16 protein-coding genes are annotated in these 18,575 nt (G+C 68.1%); 4 read left to right on the forward strand and 12 right to left on the reverse strand.

Features of this window, described 5'->3' with window-relative positions:
- Positions 1–10: 10 nt before the first annotated feature.
- From J7D54_RS12170 to J7D54_RS12190, 5 genes are all read right to left on the reverse strand, one after another.
- Positions 11–1,078: an ABC transporter permease gene (locus J7D54_RS12170; protein WP_182764119.1), complete on the reverse strand. Its 1,068-nt coding sequence runs from the start codon at positions 1,076–1,078 to the stop codon at positions 11–13.
- Entirely contained in the window at positions 1,075–2,082 is a 1,008-nt protein-coding gene (locus tag J7D54_RS12175; RefSeq protein WP_182764120.1) for an ABC transporter permease, read from the reverse strand. The genes J7D54_RS12170 and J7D54_RS12175 overlap by 4 nt, the downstream gene beginning before the upstream one ends.
- Positions 2,079–3,647 carry a sugar ABC transporter ATP-binding protein gene (locus tag J7D54_RS12180; RefSeq protein ID WP_209455125.1) on the reverse strand — a complete coding sequence of 523 codons (1,569 nt, stop codon included), beginning with the start codon at positions 3,645–3,647 and terminating at the stop codon, positions 2,079–2,081. Before J7D54_RS12180 ends, J7D54_RS12175 begins: the two co-directional genes overlap by 4 nt.
- Before the next feature lie 69 nt (positions 3,648–3,716).
- Complete coding sequence (locus J7D54_RS12185; protein ID WP_209455126.1) at positions 3,717–4,790, reverse strand: autoinducer 2 ABC transporter substrate-binding protein; 1,074 nt, start codon at positions 4,788–4,790, stop codon at positions 3,717–3,719.
- Positions 4,791–4,825: 35 nt separating this feature from the next.
- The gene (locus J7D54_RS12190) at positions 4,826–5,617 is read right to left on the reverse strand and encodes a DeoR/GlpR family DNA-binding transcription regulator (RefSeq protein ID WP_182764121.1); all 792 of its coding nucleotides are present in this window, start codon (positions 5,615–5,617) and stop codon (positions 4,826–4,828) included.
- 283 nt (positions 5,618–5,900) lie between these two features.
- Here J7D54_RS12190 and J7D54_RS12195 point away from each other — a divergent pair, with 283 nt between their 5' ends.
- The gene (locus tag J7D54_RS12195; protein ID WP_182764122.1) at positions 5,901–7,244 is read left to right on the forward strand and encodes a UDP-glucose/GDP-mannose dehydrogenase family protein; all 1,344 of its coding nucleotides are present in this window, start codon (positions 5,901–5,903) and stop codon (positions 7,242–7,244) included.
- Positions 7,245–7,257: 13 nt separating this feature from the next.
- On the opposite strand, the gene J7D54_RS12200 is transcribed toward J7D54_RS12195, so the two are convergent.
- From J7D54_RS12200 to pgi, 5 genes are all read right to left on the reverse strand, one after another.
- Complete coding sequence (locus tag J7D54_RS12200) at positions 7,258–7,947, reverse strand: TrkA family potassium uptake protein (protein ID WP_209455128.1); 690 nt, start codon at positions 7,945–7,947, stop codon at positions 7,258–7,260.
- A complete protein-coding gene (locus tag J7D54_RS12205) occupies positions 7,940–9,277 on the reverse strand; it encodes a TrkH family potassium uptake protein (protein WP_245243999.1) in 1,338 nt (445 codons plus the stop codon). Before J7D54_RS12205 ends, J7D54_RS12200 begins: the two co-directional genes overlap by 8 nt.
- Before the next feature lie 45 nt (positions 9,278–9,322).
- Positions 9,323–10,282 (reverse strand): CAP domain-containing protein, encoded by a 960-nt coding sequence (locus J7D54_RS12210; protein ID WP_182764123.1) that lies wholly within the window; start codon positions 10,280–10,282, stop codon positions 9,323–9,325.
- Between the two features lie 94 nt (positions 10,283–10,376).
- Complete coding sequence (locus tag J7D54_RS12215) at positions 10,377–11,060, reverse strand: ElyC/SanA/YdcF family protein (protein ID WP_182764124.1); 684 nt, start codon at positions 11,058–11,060, stop codon at positions 10,377–10,379.
- Positions 11,053–12,726, reverse strand: a complete 1,674-nt coding sequence (gene pgi, locus J7D54_RS12220; RefSeq protein WP_182764125.1) for a glucose-6-phosphate isomerase — start codon at positions 12,724–12,726, stop codon at positions 11,053–11,055. The genes J7D54_RS12215 and pgi overlap by 8 nt, the downstream gene beginning before the upstream one ends.
- Before the next feature lie 103 nt (positions 12,727–12,829).
- Between pgi and J7D54_RS12225 the strand changes: the two genes are divergently transcribed.
- Positions 12,830–13,921 (forward strand): LCP family protein, encoded by a 1,092-nt coding sequence (locus tag J7D54_RS12225; protein WP_182764126.1) that lies wholly within the window; start codon positions 12,830–12,832, stop codon positions 13,919–13,921.
- A gap of 36 nt (positions 13,922–13,957) precedes the next feature.
- Here J7D54_RS12225 and J7D54_RS12230 read toward each other — a convergent pair whose 3' ends face one another.
- The gene (locus J7D54_RS12230) at positions 13,958–15,325 is read right to left on the reverse strand and encodes an MFS transporter (protein ID WP_182764127.1); all 1,368 of its coding nucleotides are present in this window, start codon (positions 15,323–15,325) and stop codon (positions 13,958–13,960) included.
- Between the two features lie 83 nt (positions 15,326–15,408).
- Between J7D54_RS12230 and J7D54_RS12235 the strand changes: the two genes are divergently transcribed.
- Positions 15,409–16,020 carry a hypothetical protein gene (locus J7D54_RS12235; RefSeq protein ID WP_182764128.1) on the forward strand — a complete coding sequence of 204 codons (612 nt, stop codon included), beginning with the start codon at positions 15,409–15,411 and terminating at the stop codon, positions 16,018–16,020.
- Positions 16,021–16,121: 101 nt separating this feature from the next.
- The gene (locus tag J7D54_RS12240) at positions 16,122–17,285 is read left to right on the forward strand and encodes an SH3 domain-containing protein (RefSeq protein WP_182764129.1); all 1,164 of its coding nucleotides are present in this window, start codon (positions 16,122–16,124) and stop codon (positions 17,283–17,285) included.
- 17 nt (positions 17,286–17,302) lie between these two features.
- Here J7D54_RS12240 and J7D54_RS12245 read toward each other — a convergent pair whose 3' ends face one another.
- Positions 17,303–18,388 carry an exo-alpha-sialidase gene (locus J7D54_RS12245; protein ID WP_182764130.1) on the reverse strand — a complete coding sequence of 362 codons (1,086 nt, stop codon included), beginning with the start codon at positions 18,386–18,388 and terminating at the stop codon, positions 17,303–17,305.
- Positions 18,389–18,575 lie beyond the last annotated feature (187 nt).

The following is an 18,575-nucleotide window of genomic DNA, read 5'->3' on the forward strand; positions in this document are numbered from 1 at the left end:
GCCCTTCCGGCTAGTTGTTTGATCCGCTGTATCTTCGGTTGGTGATGCCATTGAGCAGCGCGGCACCGACGAGGACCGCGCCCAGGGCGAACAGCTGCAGCTGGGAGCCGGCGTTGCCGCTGAAGGCCATCAGGATTCCGGCGTTGAGCCAAGTGATCAGCAGCGCCGCGAGGAAGACCCCCAGGACGGTTCCGATGCCGCCGGTGATGGCCACCCCGCCGAGCACCGCCATGGTGATGGCCGGCAGTGCCATGCCGTTGCCGGACACGCCCTGATCCGGGCGCGCCGAGGCGAACTGCGATGCGGTCACCACTGCGACCAGGCCGGAGATGGCACCGGCCCCGACGTAGGCCAGCATGCGCACGAGCTGGGTGTTGATGCCCGCCCATCCGGCGGCTGTGTCGTTGGTACCGATCGCGTACAGCTCGCGCCCATAGGTGGTCTTCGCTGTGATGAACCACACGATCAGCAACGTGGGGATCATGAAGAGGAACACTCCGAGCGGCACGAGCGGCAGATACTGGCCGATGACCGGCAGTTCCACAGCGCGCGAGAGCCCGTAGAGGTCCTGGAGAGGTGGGGTGTTGATGGGCTGCTGGTTGTTGATCACCAGCGAGAGCGACCACATCGCGTAGTAGGTGGCGAGAGTGACGATCAACGGCGGGTAGCCGAGGTACGCCACCAAGAAGCCGTTGATCAAGCCGAACAGGGCGCCGCACAACACGGTGCACACGATCGACACCAGCAGGGACCAACCCCAGACGCCGTACATGAAGCCGAACAGCATCCCGGCCAGCGAGACGATGGCGCCGACGCTGAGGTCGATGCCGCCGTTGCCCGAGACGATGACGAGCAGCTGCGCGAGCGCGAGCATCGTGAGCGGCACCAGGTTAATCAAGGACGATGCCAGGTAGTCGGAGTTGTACCCCTCCGTGATGACGCCTGCGGCGCTCAGCACGGAGAAGATACCGACCACCAACACGAGCAGCACCAGTAGGAGCACCGTGCGGTTGGTCAACAGTAGGCGGACGAAGTCGGTTCTGGGCTTCGTCGGGGTTTCAGCCGTGGCGGTACTCATAGCCGTGCCTTCCTGCGCCGTTCGCGGATCAGGTCAGCGCCCACCGCGATGATGATGAAGATGCCGACGAAGAGGTTGGACAATTGCGAGGGCCAACCCAGCTGCGTCACGCCGGTGGCCACCGTCTGCACCAGAAGCGCGCCGAGGACTGCACCGAAAACGGAGCCTCGACCACCCATGACGGAGGTGCCGCCGATGACCGTGGCGGCGATCGTCATGAGTTCCTGGCCGCGCCCGACGCTCTGGTCGAGGGTCGAGGTGCCGCCGGCGATGGTGATTCCGGCCGCGAGGCCGACGAGGACGCCCATGATGACGTAGGCCATGAACGTCCGCCATCGGACGCTGACGCCGGCCAGCGACGCAGCGTGGGGGTCGTCGCCGATGGCGTAGAAGTGGCGGCCACCTGGCCAGTGCCGCAGGTACACCCACGCGAGTGCGACCAGCACAAGCATGATGATGAACGCGATGGGCACCCCCAGCACGCGCCCGTCGGCACCGGGGCCGAGGATGGCGCGGCTGGCGGGGAGCCCGTTGACGGTCTTCGAATCGAAGATCTTCAGGCCGAGAAACTGGAAGAGGTTGGCGGTACCGAACGTGATGATGATGGCCGGCACCCTGCCGTAGCTGATGAGCAGGCCGTTGATCGCGCCCAGGACGGCACCGAGCACCATGGAGATGAGCAGGGCCAACCAGAAGTTCACGCCGGCCTCGGTGATGAGTTTGCCGAGCGTGACGCTGCACACCATCAGGATGGCGGCGATGGAGATGTCGATACCGGCCGTGACCATGATGATCGTCATGCCGATGGCCATGATGCCGACGGGTGCGAGGCGCCACAGCAACGACTGGATGCTGTACGGCTCGAGGAAGCCCGGCGTCGCGAAGGCCAAGATGATCCAGAGCAGCGCGATGACGCCCATGAGGATGAATTCCTGGCCGGTGATGGCCGGTGGGAGGACCCGCTCGCGGCTCCGTGCCGGAGCGGCGGTAGCCGTGGCTGTCATGAGTGTGTCCCCTCAGCTAGTTCTGCTTCGTCCTCAGCGCTGAGTTCGCCCGAGGCTGCGGCGAGGACTGTCGCTTGGCTCACCCCGCGGGTGAACTCGGTGAAAGTGGTGCCGTTACGGATCACGATGAGCCGGTCGGCGATCCGGAGGGCCTCCATCAGGTCGGAGCTGGCGACCAGCACGGCCGCGCCCTCCTCGCACACCTCGTCGATCAGCTTGTGGATCTCGTCCTTCGCACCGATGTCGACGCCCTGGCTGGGTTCGGCGAGCACCAGGACCTGGGGCCGGTTCACCAGTTGCCTGGCGATGACCACCTTCTGCGCGTTGCCGCCCGACAGGGCGGAGATCTTCTGATCCTGGCTGGGGGTCTTGATCGACAGCGCTTTGATCATGGAGTCCGCGGTGGTCTTCTCCTTGGCCCGGTTCATCATCACGAGCATCCTGCGGAACAGGTTCAGCGATCCGACGGAGATGTTGAAGTTGATGGGTTGGAAGGAGAACATTCCCTCCTTCTTGCGGTTGGCGGGCAGCATCGCCAGGCCGGATGATTGGGCATCGGACGCCGAGCGGGGGTGATAGCGCTTCCCCAGCAGTTCCATCTCCCCGGAGGTGATGGGTTGCATGCCGTAGGTGGCGGCGGCGATGTCGGCGACGCCGGAACCGACCAGTCCGTAAAGGACCACGACCTCCCCGCCACGCACCTCCAACGACACGTCGTGGAAGCGCCTGCCGGAGCCGAGGCCGCGGAGCGCGAGCTTGACCTCGCCGATCGACGCCGGATCGCGCGTCGTCTCGGAGCCGGCGAATTCGCCGCCGACCATCAGGTCTGCCAGCGCGCCGACGCTGAGGTGCTCGATGTCGAACGTGCCGAGCGTCTCCCCGTCGCGCATGACGGTGACGACGTCGCAGATCTCGAACAGTTCGTCGAGGCGGTGGGTGATGTAGATGATGGAGACACCCTGCGCCGCGAGGCGGCGCACGGCGGTGAAGAGATTGACGATCTCGGCATCCGTGAGGATGGCCGACGGCTCGTCGAGGATGAGGATCTTGGCTTCTTCGGCCAGGGCCTTGGCGATGGAGACCTGTTGCTGTTCCGCAGCGGACAACTCCTCCACCTTGCGGGTGACGAAGCTCTCCGGCAGGCCGAAGGCTGCAAGGAGTTCGACGACCTCCTCCTTCTGCGCCGCCCAGTCGATGCGCGATCCCTGCGTCTTCTCGCGGCCGAGGAAGATGTTCTCCCCGACGGTGAGCTGACCGAACAGTTGCGCTTCCTGGTAGACGGTGGCGATGCCCTTGTCGAGGGCCTCGGCCGCGGAACGGATATGTACCGGTTCGCCGTCCATGGTGAACGTGCCGGTGTCCGAGAATTCTGCCCCGGCGATGATCTTGATCATCGTCGACTTGCCGGCGCCGTTCTCCCCGACGACTGCGTGGACCTCGCCCGGCATAAGGACGAAATCGGCATTCCGGATGGCCCGCACGCCCCCGTACCGCTTCGAGACTCCGGACAACGAGAAGCGCGGGGTACCTTCCACCGCCCGCTGCGGTGGTAACTCGACTGCCACTTTTCCTCCTCTTGGCTGTGCCGGGGGTTGGGGCACATCACTGCGCCCCAACCCCCGACGATCATCGGATCAGTAGTCGAACTGACCCGCGTTGTCCTTGGTCAGCACCAGCGGAGGCCCGAGGATGAGCTCCTTGGTGTCGTCACGGAACTCGACGTCCGTGATGTCGTCGCTGACCTGGTTGGTCTCCTCGAAGGGCACGCCCTTGAACAGCTGGGCGCCGGCCCAAGCGGTCAGGTAGCCGAGGTTCTCGACGTCCCAGAGGATGGAGCCGGAGGATGAACCGTCCTCGAGGTACGGGAGCATGGCCTGAGGCGTGCCCACACCGACGGTGAAGACCTCGCCGATCTTGCCTGCGTCACGCACGGCCTGGGCAACGCCCGGAGCAGAGGTGGTGCACTGGCCGATGATGCCCTTGAGGTCGGGGTTGGCGTTCATGAGGTCCGTGGCCATCTGGGCGGCACGGTTCTGATCCTCGCCTGCGAAGACGGTGGGCAGCAGTTCGATGTCCGGGTACTTCGACGCGAAAGTCTCTTCCTCGACCTTGATCCAGGAGTTGAGGTTCTCTGCCGTCTCACCACAGGAGACGATGACGGCCTTGCCGGATTCGCCCATGGCTTTTGCGAGCGTGTCGGCGGTGTATTCGCCGATGCCCTGGCCGGTGGCCTGCTCCACGAAGACCTCACGCACCGAGTTGGGCGCGTCGGTGTCCGAGGTGCCGACCTTGATGCCGGCGTCCTTGGCTTCCTGGAGGATGGGTGCGAGGGAGTCGGGATCGTTCGGGGCGACGATGAGCACGTCGACCTTCTTCTGGATCATCGAGCGGACGATGTCGACCTGGGCGGCAGGGTCGGCCGTCGTGGGGCCCTGGTACTCCCAGGTCAGACCTGGGATATCTGCCTCTGCGGCCGCGCCGCCGGTGTTCATGGCCTCGAAGTAAGGGATGCCCTGGATCTTCGGCACGAAGGCGACGGTGAACTCAGCGCCCTCTTCGCCCCCGGCGGCAGTGGTTGCTTCGGTGGCGGTGGCGGCGGGCGCCGCCGAGTCTTCCGGGGTGTCGGCGGTGCGGGTTGTGCACGCACTGGCGAACAGGAGCGTGGAGGCGGCGGCTACCGCGACCAGGCTCTGCATGACCTTAGACATTTTTCTCCTTGGTGTGGTGGGTGGGTGATACGTGGCTAGAAGTGGGACGTGGACAGGGGTGGTTGGCCCGGAACGTCGACGTCGACGCCCAGGTCCCGCCACCGTTGGACGTGTGTGGCCGGGGCCGCACCGTCGGTGATCAGACCGGTCACCCGCGCTGCGGGTCTCCAGACGTGGTACGAGGTGGCGTCGAACTTCGACGAGTCCACCAACGCATAGGTGCGGCTACAGATGGATGCCAAGGCTCGCTTCGCCTGCGCTTCCTCGAGGGATATCTCGGCCAGCCCCTCGTTTGTGCTCAATCCGTGTGTCCCGAAGAAGCCCATGTCCACGGGGCCTGGGAACCCATCCAGACTGGCCACGGTGGTTGCCCGTGACAAGCGGCGCAACTGGCCGCCGAGCAGAAACACCGCCGCCGAGGAACGGTCCAGCAGGAGACTCGCGGTGGCCAGCGAGTACGTCACCACTCGCAGGTCGCGCAGCTCCAGCAGTTCCTGGGCAAGGTAGTGGCACGACGACGATGAGTCCAGTGCGATCGTGTCACCGCTGTGGACGAGTCGCGCAGCCCGACGGGCGATGTCGCGCTTCTGGTCGGCGGCTGCCCTGAGGCGGAACGGAAAGGAGCCCTCGTCCTTGAGCGCGGTGCGGGTGGCCCCGCCATGGACTCGGGTGAGGAGACCCCGAAGTTCGAGGGCGTCAAGGTCCTTGCGGACGGTGACGGTGGAGACCCCGAACTCCCTGGCCAGCTCTGCGACGGAGGCGCGACCCTGGCGCTCGAGGGCGCGGTGGATGGCTTCTCGCCGTTCCGCCTCGTCCAGTCGTGCCATGGCAATCTCCATCGATGCTGAGGACCCGCCGTTGGACCCTCTCTACTACACGACAGAGTAGGCATGCGGGCGGGCAAGCGAAAGGGGTCGAAACAAGACGAAAGTGGGCTGCTTTCGGATTCTCGCTCGGAGATGAGATTTGACGCTTAGTGCGGGCCAAAATGCCGTCATAACGATTCGATAACACGTCTTTTGAAACGTTCAAATCGAAGGCGTGTTCAAAACCATTCGAAAGTTGAATGCGGCGCGGGGCCGCGGCTGCGGAGATGGCTAATCTGTGGGCATGCGGATTTCTGTCATTGGGTGCGGTTACCTGGGAGCTGTCCACGCGGCCTGCATGGCCGAGTTGGGCCACGATGTGGTGGGCCTGGACGTGGACGAGGCGAGGATCGCGAAACTCTCCCAGGGGATCGCGCCGTTCCATGAGCCAGGGCTCCCGGAACTGCTCCTCAAGCACGTGTCCACCGGCCGGCTGCGCTTCACCACGGACGCCTCGGCGATCGCCGACGCCCAGATCCACTTCATCGGCGTGGGCACGCCGCAGCTCCAGGGCAGGCTCGGGGCGGACCTCACCTACGTCAACCAGGCCGTCGACACCATCCTCGAGCACTCCGTCGTGCCCGAGGACGGACAACCCGTGCTGGTGGCGGGCAAGTCGACGGTGCCCGTGGGCACCTCCGAGGGCATCGCCGCGAAGCTCACCGCGTCAGGCAAGGACATCCTCCTGGCCTGGAACCCGGAGTTCCTCCGCGAGGGCTACGCGGTGGGCGACACCCTGACGCCGGACCGCATCGTCTACGGCCTGTCCGAGGACAAGGAGAGCGGCCACCGCGCCAAGGCCCTCCTCGACGAGTGCTACGCCATCCCGCTGGCCGCGGGCACCCCTCTCATCCTGTCCAACTACCCCACAGCGGAGCTGGTGAAGGTGGCGGCCAACAGCTTCCTCGCCACCAAGATCTCGTTCATCAACTCCATGGCTGAGTTGTGCGACGCCACCGGCGGCGACGTCACGCGGCTGGCCGAGGCCATCGGGCACGACGACCGCATCGGCAAGAAGTTCCTCCAGGCGGGCATCGGCTTCGGCGGCGGCTGCCTGCCCAAGGACATCCGCGCCTTCATGGCCCGCGCCGGTGAGCTGGGCGTCGACGAGGCGCTCACGTTCCTGCGCGAGGTGGACACCATCAACCTGCGCCGCCGCGACCACGCCGTCAACCTGGCCGAGGAGGCCGTCGGGGGCCGCCTCGTCGGCAAGAAGATCGCCGTGCTGGGCATCACCTTCAAGCCGGACACCGACGACCTGCGCGACTCCCCCGCCCTCGACATCGCCGGCCGGCTCTGGGCCCGCGGCGCGGAACTGGCCGTCGTCGACCCCGCAGCCGCCCACACGCTGCGGCAGCGCCAGCCGGAGCTCAACGTCCCCGAAACGGTCGAGGAGGCCGTCACAGGAGCCGACGTCGTCATGCTGCTGACCCCGTGGCGCGAGTACGTGGATCTGGACCCCGCGTCGCTCATCGACCTGGTCAAGACGCCCAACATCATCGACGGCCGCAACGTGCTGAACCCACACGACTGGGCCGACGCGGGCTGGACCTACTACGGCATGGGGCGCAGCGTCTCCACCTGGTGAGCCGACGACCGGCTCAGGTCAGGTGGAAGCGCTCGGCCTTCTCGATGGGGCCGGTGACGAGGATCTCGTCCTCGGCCGACAACACGGAGTCGCCTGAGACGTCCACCCACCGCCCGTCCGCGCGCTTCGAGGCGATGACGGTCACCCCGAACTCGGAGCGGACGTGCACCTCGCGCAGCGGCTTGCCCAGCACGGCTGCGGGCGCGGTGGTGCGCACCAGCGCGTAGCCGCCACCCAGATCGATGTAGTCCTTCAGCTGGGCGCGCACCTGGTGGGCCACGCGCACGCCGCTCTCCCGCTCCGGATGGACGACGTGGTGCACGCCGATCTGTTCCAGGATGCGGCCGTGGGCGTCCGAGACGGCCTTGGCCCAGACATGCGGGATGCCGAAGCCGATGAGCAGCGAGCTGGTGAGCAGGCTGGCCTCGACGGAGTCGCCGATGGCGACGACGGCATGCGTGGCCTCGTGGATCCCCAGCTGCCGCAGCACGTCCTCGCGGGTGGCGTCCGCCAGCACCGCGTGGGTGATCCTCCCGTTGAACTGCTGGACCAGGTCTTCGTCGCGGTCGATGGCCAGGACGTCGGCCCCGTCGTTCATGAGTTCGAGCGCGAGCGACTGGCCGAACCGGCCCAGCCCGATGATGACGATGCTGTCGGCCAGGGGCACGTTGCCCGGCCTCTTGAGGGGGCGCAGATTAACCAATGATCGGCCTTTCCTTGGGGAGTTCGTAGAGCCGCTTGCGGGGGCTCAGGGCGAGCGCAGAGGCGAACGTGATCGGGCCGAGGCGGCCGACGTACATGAGGAAGCACAGCACCAACTGCGAACCGACATCCAACTGCGCGGTGATGCCGGTGGACAGCCCCACCGTGCCGAAAGCCGAGATGACCTCGAAGAGGACGTCGTCCAGGCGGAAGGGGCTCAGCAGCAGGACGATCATGGTGGCGAGCACCACCAGCGCCACCGCCAACAGCGCGACGGAGATGGCCTGCCGGTGCACGGCGCGCGAGAGGCGTTTGCCGAAGATGTGGACGGCGGTGTCGCCGCGCACCTCCGTCCAGATGATGAAGAAGAGGACGGCGAACGTGGTCACCTTGATGCCGCCGCCCGTGCCGGCCGGGCCGGTCCCGATGAACATCAGTACGTCCATCCCGAACAGCGTGACGGCGTGCATGGCGCCGATGTCGAGCGAGTTGAAGCCGGCGGTGCGGGTCTGCACCGACTGGAAGAAGCCGGCCAGCAGCTTGTCGTCCCACGCCAGGGGGCCGAGCGTGCCGGGGTTGGTCCACTCCAGCCCTGTGATGAAGACGGTGCCGCCCACCAGCAGCAGGGGCGTCATGATCACCACGATGCGGGTGTTCATCGTCCACGCGAGGAGGTCCGCGTGGTGGCGCCACAGCTGCTGCAGCACGGGGAAGCCGAGGCCGCCCAGGATGGTGGCGCCCGCCATCGGCAGCAGGAGCCAGGGGTCGGCCACGAAGCCCATCAGGTTGTCCGCGAACAGCGCGAAGCCCGCGTTGTTGAACGCCGACACCGAGTGGAAGAGCCCGCGCCACGCCGCCTCGGGCAGGCTGTGCCCGTACCCCAGCCAGAACCGCAGCGTCAGCAGCAGGGCCGTCACCGCCTCGATCGCGAAGGTGGTCTTCATGATGCCGCCCAGCACATGGGGCACCCCACCCGGGCCCTCCATGTGGCTCTCGACGGCGGCGGTGAGGCGTGAGCGCAGCGACAGCTTGCCCAGCACCGTCAGGCCGATCAGGGTGGCCAGCGTCATGACGCCGAAGCCACCGATCTGGATCAGGGCGAGGATGACCACCTGCCCGAACGGCGTCCAGTAGGACGCCGTGTCCACGATGGTGAGGCCCGTGACGCAGATGGCGGAGGTGGCGGTGAAGATGGCCTCTATCAGCGAGGCGCCGCCGGCGCCCCGCTTGGAGATCGGGAGCATGAGGAGGCCGATCCCCACCCAGGCCGCCGTCGTGAAGGCGACGAAGATCGCCCGCACCGGGGACAGCCGACGTAGCGCGTTGAGCACGGCGTCACACTAGACCCCCGCGGGGCCGCGCACCACTGCGGAGTGTTACTTGAAGCGGACGATGTTGTTGAAGACGTAGTCGACCTTCGACGTGAAGGTGTAGCCGCCGCCGGCCTTGGCCGTGGCGGTGACGACAGGAGTCTGGATGTAGGAGCGGCAACCGTTGCGGCCGGTGGCTGCAGAGTCGCAGTCGGTGCGCCACTTGCGGCCGCTGATGACGTGGTCGCCCTTGGTGGCCAACGGGTTGCCCGCCCACAGGCTGCGCGCCGACGGCTGGTAGGTCAGGTTGTTGAAGGCCCAGCCGGTGCTGCGCTGGTAGTTGCCGCTCTTGTAGGAGATGACGGTGGCCCAGATGTCCGTGCGGCAGCGCTGCGTCTGGGAATACGGCTCGCAGGCCACCTTCCACAGGCGGTTGTTGTAGGCGTAGGTGCCGGTCTTGGAGTAGACATCGTCGGCCTTCGCCGGGTTGACCGCGGTGATGTTCTGCTGCACGGCGGTCAGCCACTGCGTTCCCGAGTCATAGGCGGTGCCGGCGTCGATCAGCGGCTCCTTGTAGAAGTTCACCGCGGCGAAGATCTCGGATTCGGAGCGCACCAGGCCCACGGCAATGTGGGTGTAGGACGCCTCCAGGATGTTGGCGCGATGGCTGTCCGAGGCCATCCAGTCGTCCATCATCGTCTGGACAGGATTGGTATAGCCGACGTTCCAGCCGACGTTCTCGCCCCAGGCCTCGGCCCCGTCCCAGCGGAAGTCGTCGTTGTGGGAGATCTTGCCGGCCTTCCGCATGGAGATGGCCCAGTCCTGCGCGATGGCCGCGGCCACCTTCGGCACGAACCTCAACGGTGTGTGTCCCTTGGACACCCGGATGGCGTTGTGCGCATCGACCATGGCGGCGATGTCGGCGACGTTGGCCTTCTGCGACGCCTCGTCTGCCTCCGCACGCGGGGCGACCAGCCCTGCGAGCGCAACGGCGACGACGAACATCAGGGCGAACAGTCTCTTCACGGTGAGCACCTTCCGGGGAAGTGGGGGCTTGCGGTTAAGACGGTAACACCGCCCCTGCCACCGACGGACAGCGGCACGCGGCCCGGCGCCAGATTCAGGACTGGGCGGCGGCCAGCAGCGACGGGTCCGGCGCGTCCGCCTGTGGGCGCCGCCCGGTGAAGAGGTCCCACTCCATCTTGAGGTTCGCCGGGAACTCGCGGACCCAGCCCTTGACCCAGTTGTACGGGAAGCGGCCGAGCATGGTGGTGTCGCCGACACCCACGGTGTCGACGCCCACCTCGCGGCAGATCGCGATGGTGCGGCCCAGGTGGTAGTCCTGCGTGATGACGGTCATCTCCGCCACGCCGAACACGTCGCGGGCCCGCACGCACGAGTCGTAGGTATCGAAGCCTGCCGGGTCCTCGACGATCCGGTCCGCCGGCACGCCCCGCTCCTCCAGGTACCGGCGCATGATGAGCGGCTCGTTGTTCGACCCCGGCCCGCCGTCGCCGGTGACCAGCACGGCGCGGATCTTGCCCTCCTGGAACAAGCGCAGCGCCACGTCGAGCCGAGCGGCGAGGAACGCCGACGGCCCGGAGGGGTCAGCCTTGGCGCCGAGCACCATGCCCACGGGCCGCTCCGGCACGTCCTGCACCGTGTGCACGTGACCGGACGCGATGAACGCCACCCTCCCCGCGCTCAGCACCACCGGAAGCGCCCCCAGCAGGGCGACCACCCCGACAGCGATCAGCGCGGTGCGCCACCGTCGAGGCCGGGTGGAGGGCTGCGGTTCAGTCACGGTTCTGTAGGTACCAGCTGACGAGGGACTGCGTTGACGGATCCTGCTGGGCCAGCGCCTCGGCGTCGCCGAAGACCGCCGGGGCGATCTCCAGGGCGAGCTTCTTGCCGAGCTCGACGCCCCACTGGTCGAACGAGTCGATGCCCCACACGACGCCCTGGACGAACGTGATGTGCTCGTAGAGGGCGATGAGCTGGCCGACCACCGACGGGGTGAGCGCCGGCGCCATGATCGAGGTGGTGGGCTTGTTGCCCTCGAACACGCGGGCGGGCACGATCTCCTCCGCCGTGCCCTCCGCACGGACCTCCTCGGCGGTCTTGCCGAACGCCAGCGCGGCCGTCTGCGCGAAGAAGTTGGCCAGGAAGAGCCCGTGGACGTCGGTTTCGCCGTCCTTGACGGGGTGCGCCGGGTTGGCCACCGCGATGAAATCTGCCGGGATGATGCGGGTGCCCTGGTGGATCAGCTGGTAGAACGCGTGCTGGCCGTTGGTGCCCGGCTCGCCCCAGAAGATCTCCCCGGTCTCCGTGGTGACGGGGCTGCCGTCCCAACGCACGGACTTTCCGTTGGATTCCATGGTGAGCTGCTGCAGGTAGGCCGCGAACCTGTGCAGGTACTGGGCGTAGGGCAGCACCGCGTGGCTGTGCGCGTCGAAGAAGTTGACGTACCAGACGTTGATCAGGCCCATCAGCAGCGGCACGTTGCGCTCGGCAGGCGCGGTGCGGAAGTGCGTGTCGACGGAGTGGAAGCCGGCCAGGAAATCACGGAACCCGTCCGGCCCGATCGCGATCGCCACCGGCAGGCCGACGGCGGAGTCCACCGAGTACCGGCCGCCCACCCAGTCCCAGAAGCCGAACGCGTTGGCAGGGTCGATGCCGAAGTCGGCCACCTTGTCCAGCGCCGTCGAGACCGCGACGAAGTGCCTGGCGATCGCGCCGGCCCGGGCCTCATCGGAATCGTCGATGGCCCCGTCGGCGACGAGCGCGTGCAGGAGCCAGTCGCGGGCCATGCGGGCGTTGGTGAGGGTCTCCAGGGTGGTGAAGGTCTTCGACGCCACGATGAACAGCGTCGTGGCGGGATCGAGGTCCTTGACCTGCTCGTAGCAGTCGTTGGGGTCGATGTTGGAGATGAAGCGGCACTCCAGGCCGTCCTGCTTGTACGGCAACAGGGCCTCATAGACCATCACGGGGCCCAGGTCTGAGCCGCCGATGCCGATGTTGACCACCGTCTCGATCCGCTTGCCGGTGACGCCCTTCCACTCGCCCGAGCGGACCTGGTCCGCGAACGCGTACATGCGCCCGAGGACCTCGTGCACGTCTGCCACGACGTCCTGCCCGTCGACGGTGAGCTCGGCATCTGCCGGCAGGCGCAGGGCGGTGTGGAGCACGGCGCGGTTCTCGGTGACGTTGATGCGCTCGCCGTTGAACATCGCGTCACGACGCTCGGGCAGGTTGACCTGCTCAGCGAGGCGCACCAGCGCGCCCACGACGTCTTCGGTGATGAGGTTCTTGGAGAGGTCCACCCGGAGGTCTGCCAGGTCGAAGGTGAGTTCCTCGGCGCGATGCGGATCAGCTTCGAACCAGTGGCGCAGGTCGGGGACGAGAGCGTCCTTGAGGATGCGAAGGTCTGCCCAGGCCTCTGTGGCAGTGGCGTCTACCGGAGTGTTCATGGGCCCAGCCTAGAACGCTCCCCCGGTCGGCGTCCCGCCGGGGCGTCACACAGACGCGGGGGTGCAGTTGGTCCCCTGCCGGACACCGGCCACAATGAGGGGCATGAAGCGAGCGCTCTTCGAGGATGACCAGTACGGCGACGAGACCCCCGACCAGGGCACCGACGACGACGCGGGCCGCGCGAAGAAGCGGCGCGGCCCGCTGTTCGTGTTGTTCATGGTGTGCATCCTCGTGCTGCTCATCCCCGCCCTGGTCGTGGCGTTCTACGTCGGCCGGGGCTGGGTGGCACTGGACAGCATCGAGCGCGACCCGGGGCTCACGCCGTCGGAGTATGTGGGCCGCCCCTCCCCCGCCGCCCCCAATCCGGACAAGCCGGAGGCCACCGCGCCGGTCAACTTCGTGCTCATGGGCTCGGATTCCAGGGAGGGCGAGACCGGCCGTTCCGATTCGCTCATGGTGGCCCACGTCTCGGGCGACCGCGAGCACGTCTACCTCATCTCCTTCCCCCGCGACATGTGGGTGGAGGTGCCCGAGCGGGGCGAGGCCAAGATCAACGCCGCCTACGCGTGGGGCGGCGCGCCGCTGACGGTGCGCACGCTCGAGAGCCTGCTGGACGTGCGGATGGACCACACCGTGGTCATCGACTTCGAGGGGTTCGTCAACCTCACCGAGGCCGTCGGCGGCGTGACCGTCCACAACCCGTGGCCCTCGGGGCAGGGCGCGAACCGCTTCGAGGAGGGCGAGATCAGCCTGGAGGGCGAGCGCGCACTGACCTACGTCCGGGAGCGCAAGTCGCTGCCCAACGGCGACCTCGACCGCGCCTACCGGCAGCGCACCGTGGTCAAGGCCATCATCCGCAAGCTGGCGACGCCGGACACGATCACCAACCCGGCGCGGTTCAACGACGTGGTGGGGCAGGTGGCGGACACGCTCACGGTGGACGACCAGATGACCAACGGGTACGTCACGAACCTGGGCACGCAGCTGCGGATCTTCGGCGCCGACGGGGTGCGGATGCTGCAGGCACCCATCCGCGGGTTCGCGACGATCGACGGGCAGTCGGTCGACGTGGTGGACCAGAGTCGCCTGGAGATGCTGGCCAAGGCGCTGTCCACCGACACCATGGAGCACTACTTCAACAGCTACGGAGCAGACTCCTACGCCAAGCTGCCACAGGTCGACCCGGACGAATGAGTGGCGGCGCCCCGTGGGGGCGCGGAGTCCGCGTGGTCAGGCCTCTTCGAGCGCCTTGTCGGTGTATTCCGGGAGGAACCACGCGGCCACCATGGCCATGGCGAACATGGCGCCCAGCACCATGAACAGGGTGGGCCGGCCCGCGGCGCCCACGATCACGGGCACCAGCAACGGCGCGGCCATGGCCGCGATCCTGCCGAACGCCGTGGCCGCACCCGCACCGCTGGCCCGCACCGCCGTCGGATACACCTCCGGCGTGATGGCGTAGAGGGCGCCCCAGGCACCGAGGTTGAAGAAGCTCAAGGTGCAGCCGGCGGCCAGCGTGATGGCATAGGCGGCAGAAGTGTTGCCCGGCGCCAGCGACTCTGCGATGGCGGGCGCCATGCCGAAGGCGAGGGCGCCGACGACGGAGCCACCGAGGAACGTGACCAGCGTGGGGCGGCGACCCCACACCTCGATCAGGATGGCCGCGACGAGGTAACCGGGAAGCTGCGCCAGCGTCATGTACAGCGTGAACTCGAACGAGCGGACCAGCGTCATGCCGCCCTCGAAGAGCAGCGTCGGCAGCCAGATGAAGGCGCCGTAATAGGAGAAGTTGATCCCGAACCACACCAGCCACAGCGCGACGGTGCGCCGGCGGAAGCGATCGCCGAAGAGCTCCTTCTTCGTCACCTTCGCCCCTGCGGTCACCGGGGCATCGGGGGCCTTGTCACGCTCGTCGACGGTGACGCCCGCGGCGTCCTCGAACTCGCGCACCGCCTGCTCCGCCTCCGCGTGCCGGCCCTTCGCCTCCAGGAAACGGACGGATTCGGGCAGCCCGAAGCGGACGAACAGCGCGTAGGCGGCCGGCACCGCGCCCAACGCGAGCGCCCACCGCCAACCGTTCTCGGACGGCACGACGAAATAGCCGATGGTGGCGGCGCCCAGCCACCCGATGGCCCAGAACGACTCGAGCGCCACCACGACGCGGCCGCGGATCCTGCGCGGCGCGAACTCGCTGACGAGGGTGGACGCCACCGGAAGTTCTGCGCCGAGGCCGACTCCGACGATGAAGCGCAGGACGATCAGCATCACCAGGCCGGTGGACAGGGCCGAGATCCCCGTCGCGATGCCGTAGATCAGCAACGTGAGCGCGAAGACCTGGCGGCGGCCGATCCTGTCTGCCAGCAGCCCGCCCAGCGAGGCGCCCACCGCCATCCCGACGAAGCCGATGGAGGCAAGCATGGACAGCTGCCCGGAACCCAGCCCCCACTCCGACGCCAGCGCGGCCATGATGAAGGAGATGAGCCCGATGTCCATCGCGTCCAGGGCCCAGCCGATGCCGGAGCCGAAGAGCAGCTTGCTGTGCTTGCGGGTGTAGGGCAGTTCGTCGAGACGCTGCGCGCGGCTGAGGTTGAGGCTCATGCGCGGAAGCCTAGGCCCAAGCCGGGGCGCCGCGATAGGGTCGCCGGTTCGGGCGACGACGGGCGTACGGCAAGATGGTCGCCATGAATCTGCGTGGAATTGTGGTGTGCCTGCCTGATGCGTCGCTTGACGACTTCGTCGGCGTCATCGAGGTGCTCATCCAGGAGGGGTTCTCGCGGTTCGCCCTGCCGGCCGGCGCGGCGGCCTTCACGGACGTGACGACGATCTTCGGCGCGCGGGCCGTCTTCGGCGCGCTGAGGGTGTCGTCGAGCGCTGACGTGCACCGCTCGGCCGACGCGGGCGCCGCCTTCGTGTTCTCGGACGTGGCTGACAGCGATGTCGCCGACGCGGCCGACGAGCGCGGGCTCGAATGCTGGTGCTCCGCGATGACCCCGCGCGAGGTGCGGGCTGCGCTGCAGCTGTCCAACGGCGCCCTCCTCTACCCCGCGGACGTGGTGGGTCACGCCATGGCCGCCCGGCTGAAGGAGCTGGGCGTCGTCGACCGGGTCATCCCCATGGGCGGGATCGGGGCGTACGCGGCGGGCGAATGGTTCAAGGCCGGCTCCCCCGCCGTCGGGGTGGACCAGACGTTGCTGGGCGACGCATTCGACGGCGGCTCGTTGTCGCAGCTGCGGGACCGCTGCAGCTCCTTCGTAGCGCTGGAGCGCCGCCTCGTGACGGACCCGGAGAACTGACCTTCCGGCATTGACTGGAGTCGATGTCTCTCAGCTTGGATTCCACTCAAGCACGACCTATTCTGAGAAAATCTTAAGGCATTCTCAGGAAAGACGAAGGTATGGGAACACCACGAAGGGCCGCAGCCGACGACGCAGCAGTGCAGGACGATGCAGGCGAGCTCCAGACAGTCACTGACGCCCGGAGGGCGGCCGGCCTCACCCGGGGACGGGGCAGGGCGGTGCGCTTCGCCATGGCGCCGCTCGCCATGCTGACGGTCGGCGGGCTGGCCGCGGGTGTGTTCTGGTTGGGACAGCCGGCTGACAGCACGGAGACGGTGCAGTCTGCGCGCCCGGTGGCCAACCTCGGGGTGTCCCGGAGTCAGGCCAGGCCGGAGTTGTCGCCGTCGGCCTCGCCGTCGCCCTCCCGGGAGCCGCTCGACACTGCTGCCGCCGCTGCCGCGAATCCCGCGTTGCCGACGCCCACTGCCGTGGTGACGCCCAGCACCCCCGCCCCCGCCCCGGCGCCGGCCAAAGCGATCTCCGACGAGGCGGCCTCCGGCGAGGTGGCCGGTGTCGCCGAGTCCGCCCCTGCCGCGGCCGAGTCGGCAGAGCCGGTGGCGGAGGTCGTCGAGGAGCCCGCCGTCGACTACACCGCCCTGGGCGAGGCGTCCAGCACGCTGTTCGTCACCGCGGCCGTGAACGTACGCACCGGCCCCGGCACGGAGTTCGATGTGCGGTCCTCGCTGGCTGAAGCCGCCGAGGTCGCGACGACGGCCTGGGAGGTGGACGGCTGGCGGCAGGTGTCGCTCGACGGGGAGGCCGGCTGGATCAAGGGCACGTTCCTCACCGACAGCAAGCCCACCGTCGAGGCCGTGCAGGAGGCCGCCTCGGGTTCGGGTTCCAGCTCTGCGGCCGCGGCACCCGCCGCGGTGTGCGAGCAGGCCTCCGGCCTGGAGCGCAACCTCACCAACCGCACCGCCAACGTGCTGCGGGTGGTGTGTGCCGAGTTCCCGCGAGTCACCTCCTACGGCGGCTACCGCCCCGGCGACACCGACAGCTACCACGGCAGCGGTCAGGCGATCGACGTCATGGTCAGCGGTGAGTACGGCTGGGACATCGCCCGCTGGGCCCGCGCCAACGCCGGCGAGTTGGGCATCATCGAGGTCATCTACGAGCAGCAGATCTGGACGGCGCAGCGCGCCGGCGACGGCTGGCGGCCGATGTCGGACCGCGGTTCCGTGTCCGCGAACCACTACGACCACGTGCACCTCTCGGTGCGCTGATGGGTGACCGCCAGGGGTCAGGAGCCGTCGGGGGCGACCTCTGGCGGTGCCGCGCTGCCGCCGGGGCTCTCCACGGGGACGACGCTGACCGCTCCCCCGTCGAGCCCCACCTCGGTGCGGCTGAGGGCCATGAATTGCAGCGCGGCGTAGTCGCCCGCCTCCCAGATCACGCCGAGGCGCCCGTCGGGCAGTTCAGCCGCAACGGAATAGGCCGCGGCTCCCGCGTCGAGGAGCACGGAGTCGCCCCAGGTGGCGCCGCCGTCGGAGCTGACGCGTAGCGCGAGTCGTCGTCGCTCGCGGGGGTCGTCGAGGAGGGTGCAGACGAGGTCGTCGCCCCAACGGGCCAGCCCGCCGTTGCAGGCCGGGTCCACGAGTTGTTCGTGCGGCACCGGTGCCGAGAACGTGTGGCCCCCGTCGTGGGAGGTCGCCCACCGCCGACGGGGCCGGGTGCGGGCATGGAGCAGGACGCTGCCGTCGGGCAGTTCGACCACCTTGTTCTCGTCGCAGTCCGGGCCGATGCGCTCGCCCAGCTGCCAGGTGTCGCCGCTGTCGTCCGAGTGGGCCATCGCGACGTAGTGCTGCCCGTCCAGGGTGCGCAGCACGAACGGCTGCAGGAGTCGCCCGGTGCTGAGGGTGGCCCCGTGGCCGGAGGAGGCGAACATGCCGGTGACGTCGTCGGGCTTGAGTTCGTCGGTGAGGTCACGGTGCGTCCAGGTGTCGCCGTCGTCGATGGACGTGGCGAGCCAGAGCCTGAGCCCCTCGCCGTCCGGCCCGGCGTCCGCGGTGAAGAACGACCGCCCGGTCGACCCGACGTACCAGCAGTAGATGGTGCCGGAGGGGTCCACGACGAAGCTGGCATCACCGAAGCCGCCCTCGGTGGTCCGGGCCCGGAGGACGCGGACGTCGGACCAGCTGTCGCCGTTGTCGTCGGAGACGCGGTAGACGAGGTCGAAGGGGCCGGGGAGATCGCGCCAGTCCGCCCGAACGTCCCAGGCGGCGATGACCCGCCCGGTGGGCGTCACCGCGAGGGCGGGGATCCGGTAGCAGGGCGCGTCGAAAGCCGAGCCCTCGAGCGGTTCGCCTGTCTTCGCGAGTGTGAACATGGATCTAGCCTTTCTGGCCGCCGCCCCAGGCTCAAGGAGTGTCCGAGGACGGGGGGTTGCAAGTGTGATCGCGGCACCGGACACCACTCAGGTCGATGTTGCCCGGCAAGGACGATCAGAAGCGGCGTACCCCGTCCTCGGACGCTCCGGCAACCCGGGCTACGAACGGTATCGGCGGTGGCACAAC

The organism is Tessaracoccus sp. MC1865 (assembly GCF_017815535.1).
GTDB lineage: Bacteria > Actinomycetota > Actinomycetes > Propionibacteriales > Propionibacteriaceae > Arachnia.

Coding starts and splice junctions, on each gene's coding strand:
- J7D54_RS12185 (WP_209455126.1), bottom strand. CDS start 4,790: ATGTCTAAGGTCATGCAGAGCCTGGTCGCGGTAGCCGCCGCCTCCACG.
- J7D54_RS12170 (WP_182764119.1), bottom strand. CDS start 1,078: ATGAGTACCGCCACGGCTGAAACCCCGACGAAGCCCAGAACCGACTTC.
- pgi (WP_182764125.1), bottom strand. CDS start 12,726: ATGAACACTCCGGTAGACGCCACTGCCACAGAGGCCTGGGCAGACCTT.
- J7D54_RS12230 (WP_182764127.1), bottom strand. CDS start 15,325: ATGAGCCTCAACCTCAGCCGCGCGCAGCGTCTCGACGAACTGCCCTAC.
- J7D54_RS12190 (WP_182764121.1), bottom strand. CDS start 5,617: ATGGCACGACTGGACGAGGCGGAACGGCGAGAAGCCATCCACCGCGCC.
- J7D54_RS12235 (WP_182764128.1), top strand. CDS start 15,409: ATGAATCTGCGTGGAATTGTGGTGTGCCTGCCTGATGCGTCGCTTGAC.
- J7D54_RS12195 (WP_182764122.1), top strand. CDS start 5,901: ATGCGGATTTCTGTCATTGGGTGCGGTTACCTGGGAGCTGTCCACGCG.
- J7D54_RS12175 (WP_182764120.1), bottom strand. CDS start 2,082: ATGACAGCCACGGCTACCGCCGCTCCGGCACGGAGCCGCGAGCGGGTC.
- J7D54_RS12240 (WP_182764129.1), top strand. CDS start 16,122: ATGGGAACACCACGAAGGGCCGCAGCCGACGACGCAGCAGTGCAGGAC.
- J7D54_RS12245 (WP_182764130.1), bottom strand. CDS start 18,388: ATGTTCACACTCGCGAAGACAGGCGAACCGCTCGAGGGCTCGGCTTTC.
- J7D54_RS12225 (WP_182764126.1), top strand. CDS start 12,830: ATGAAGCGAGCGCTCTTCGAGGATGACCAGTACGGCGACGAGACCCCC.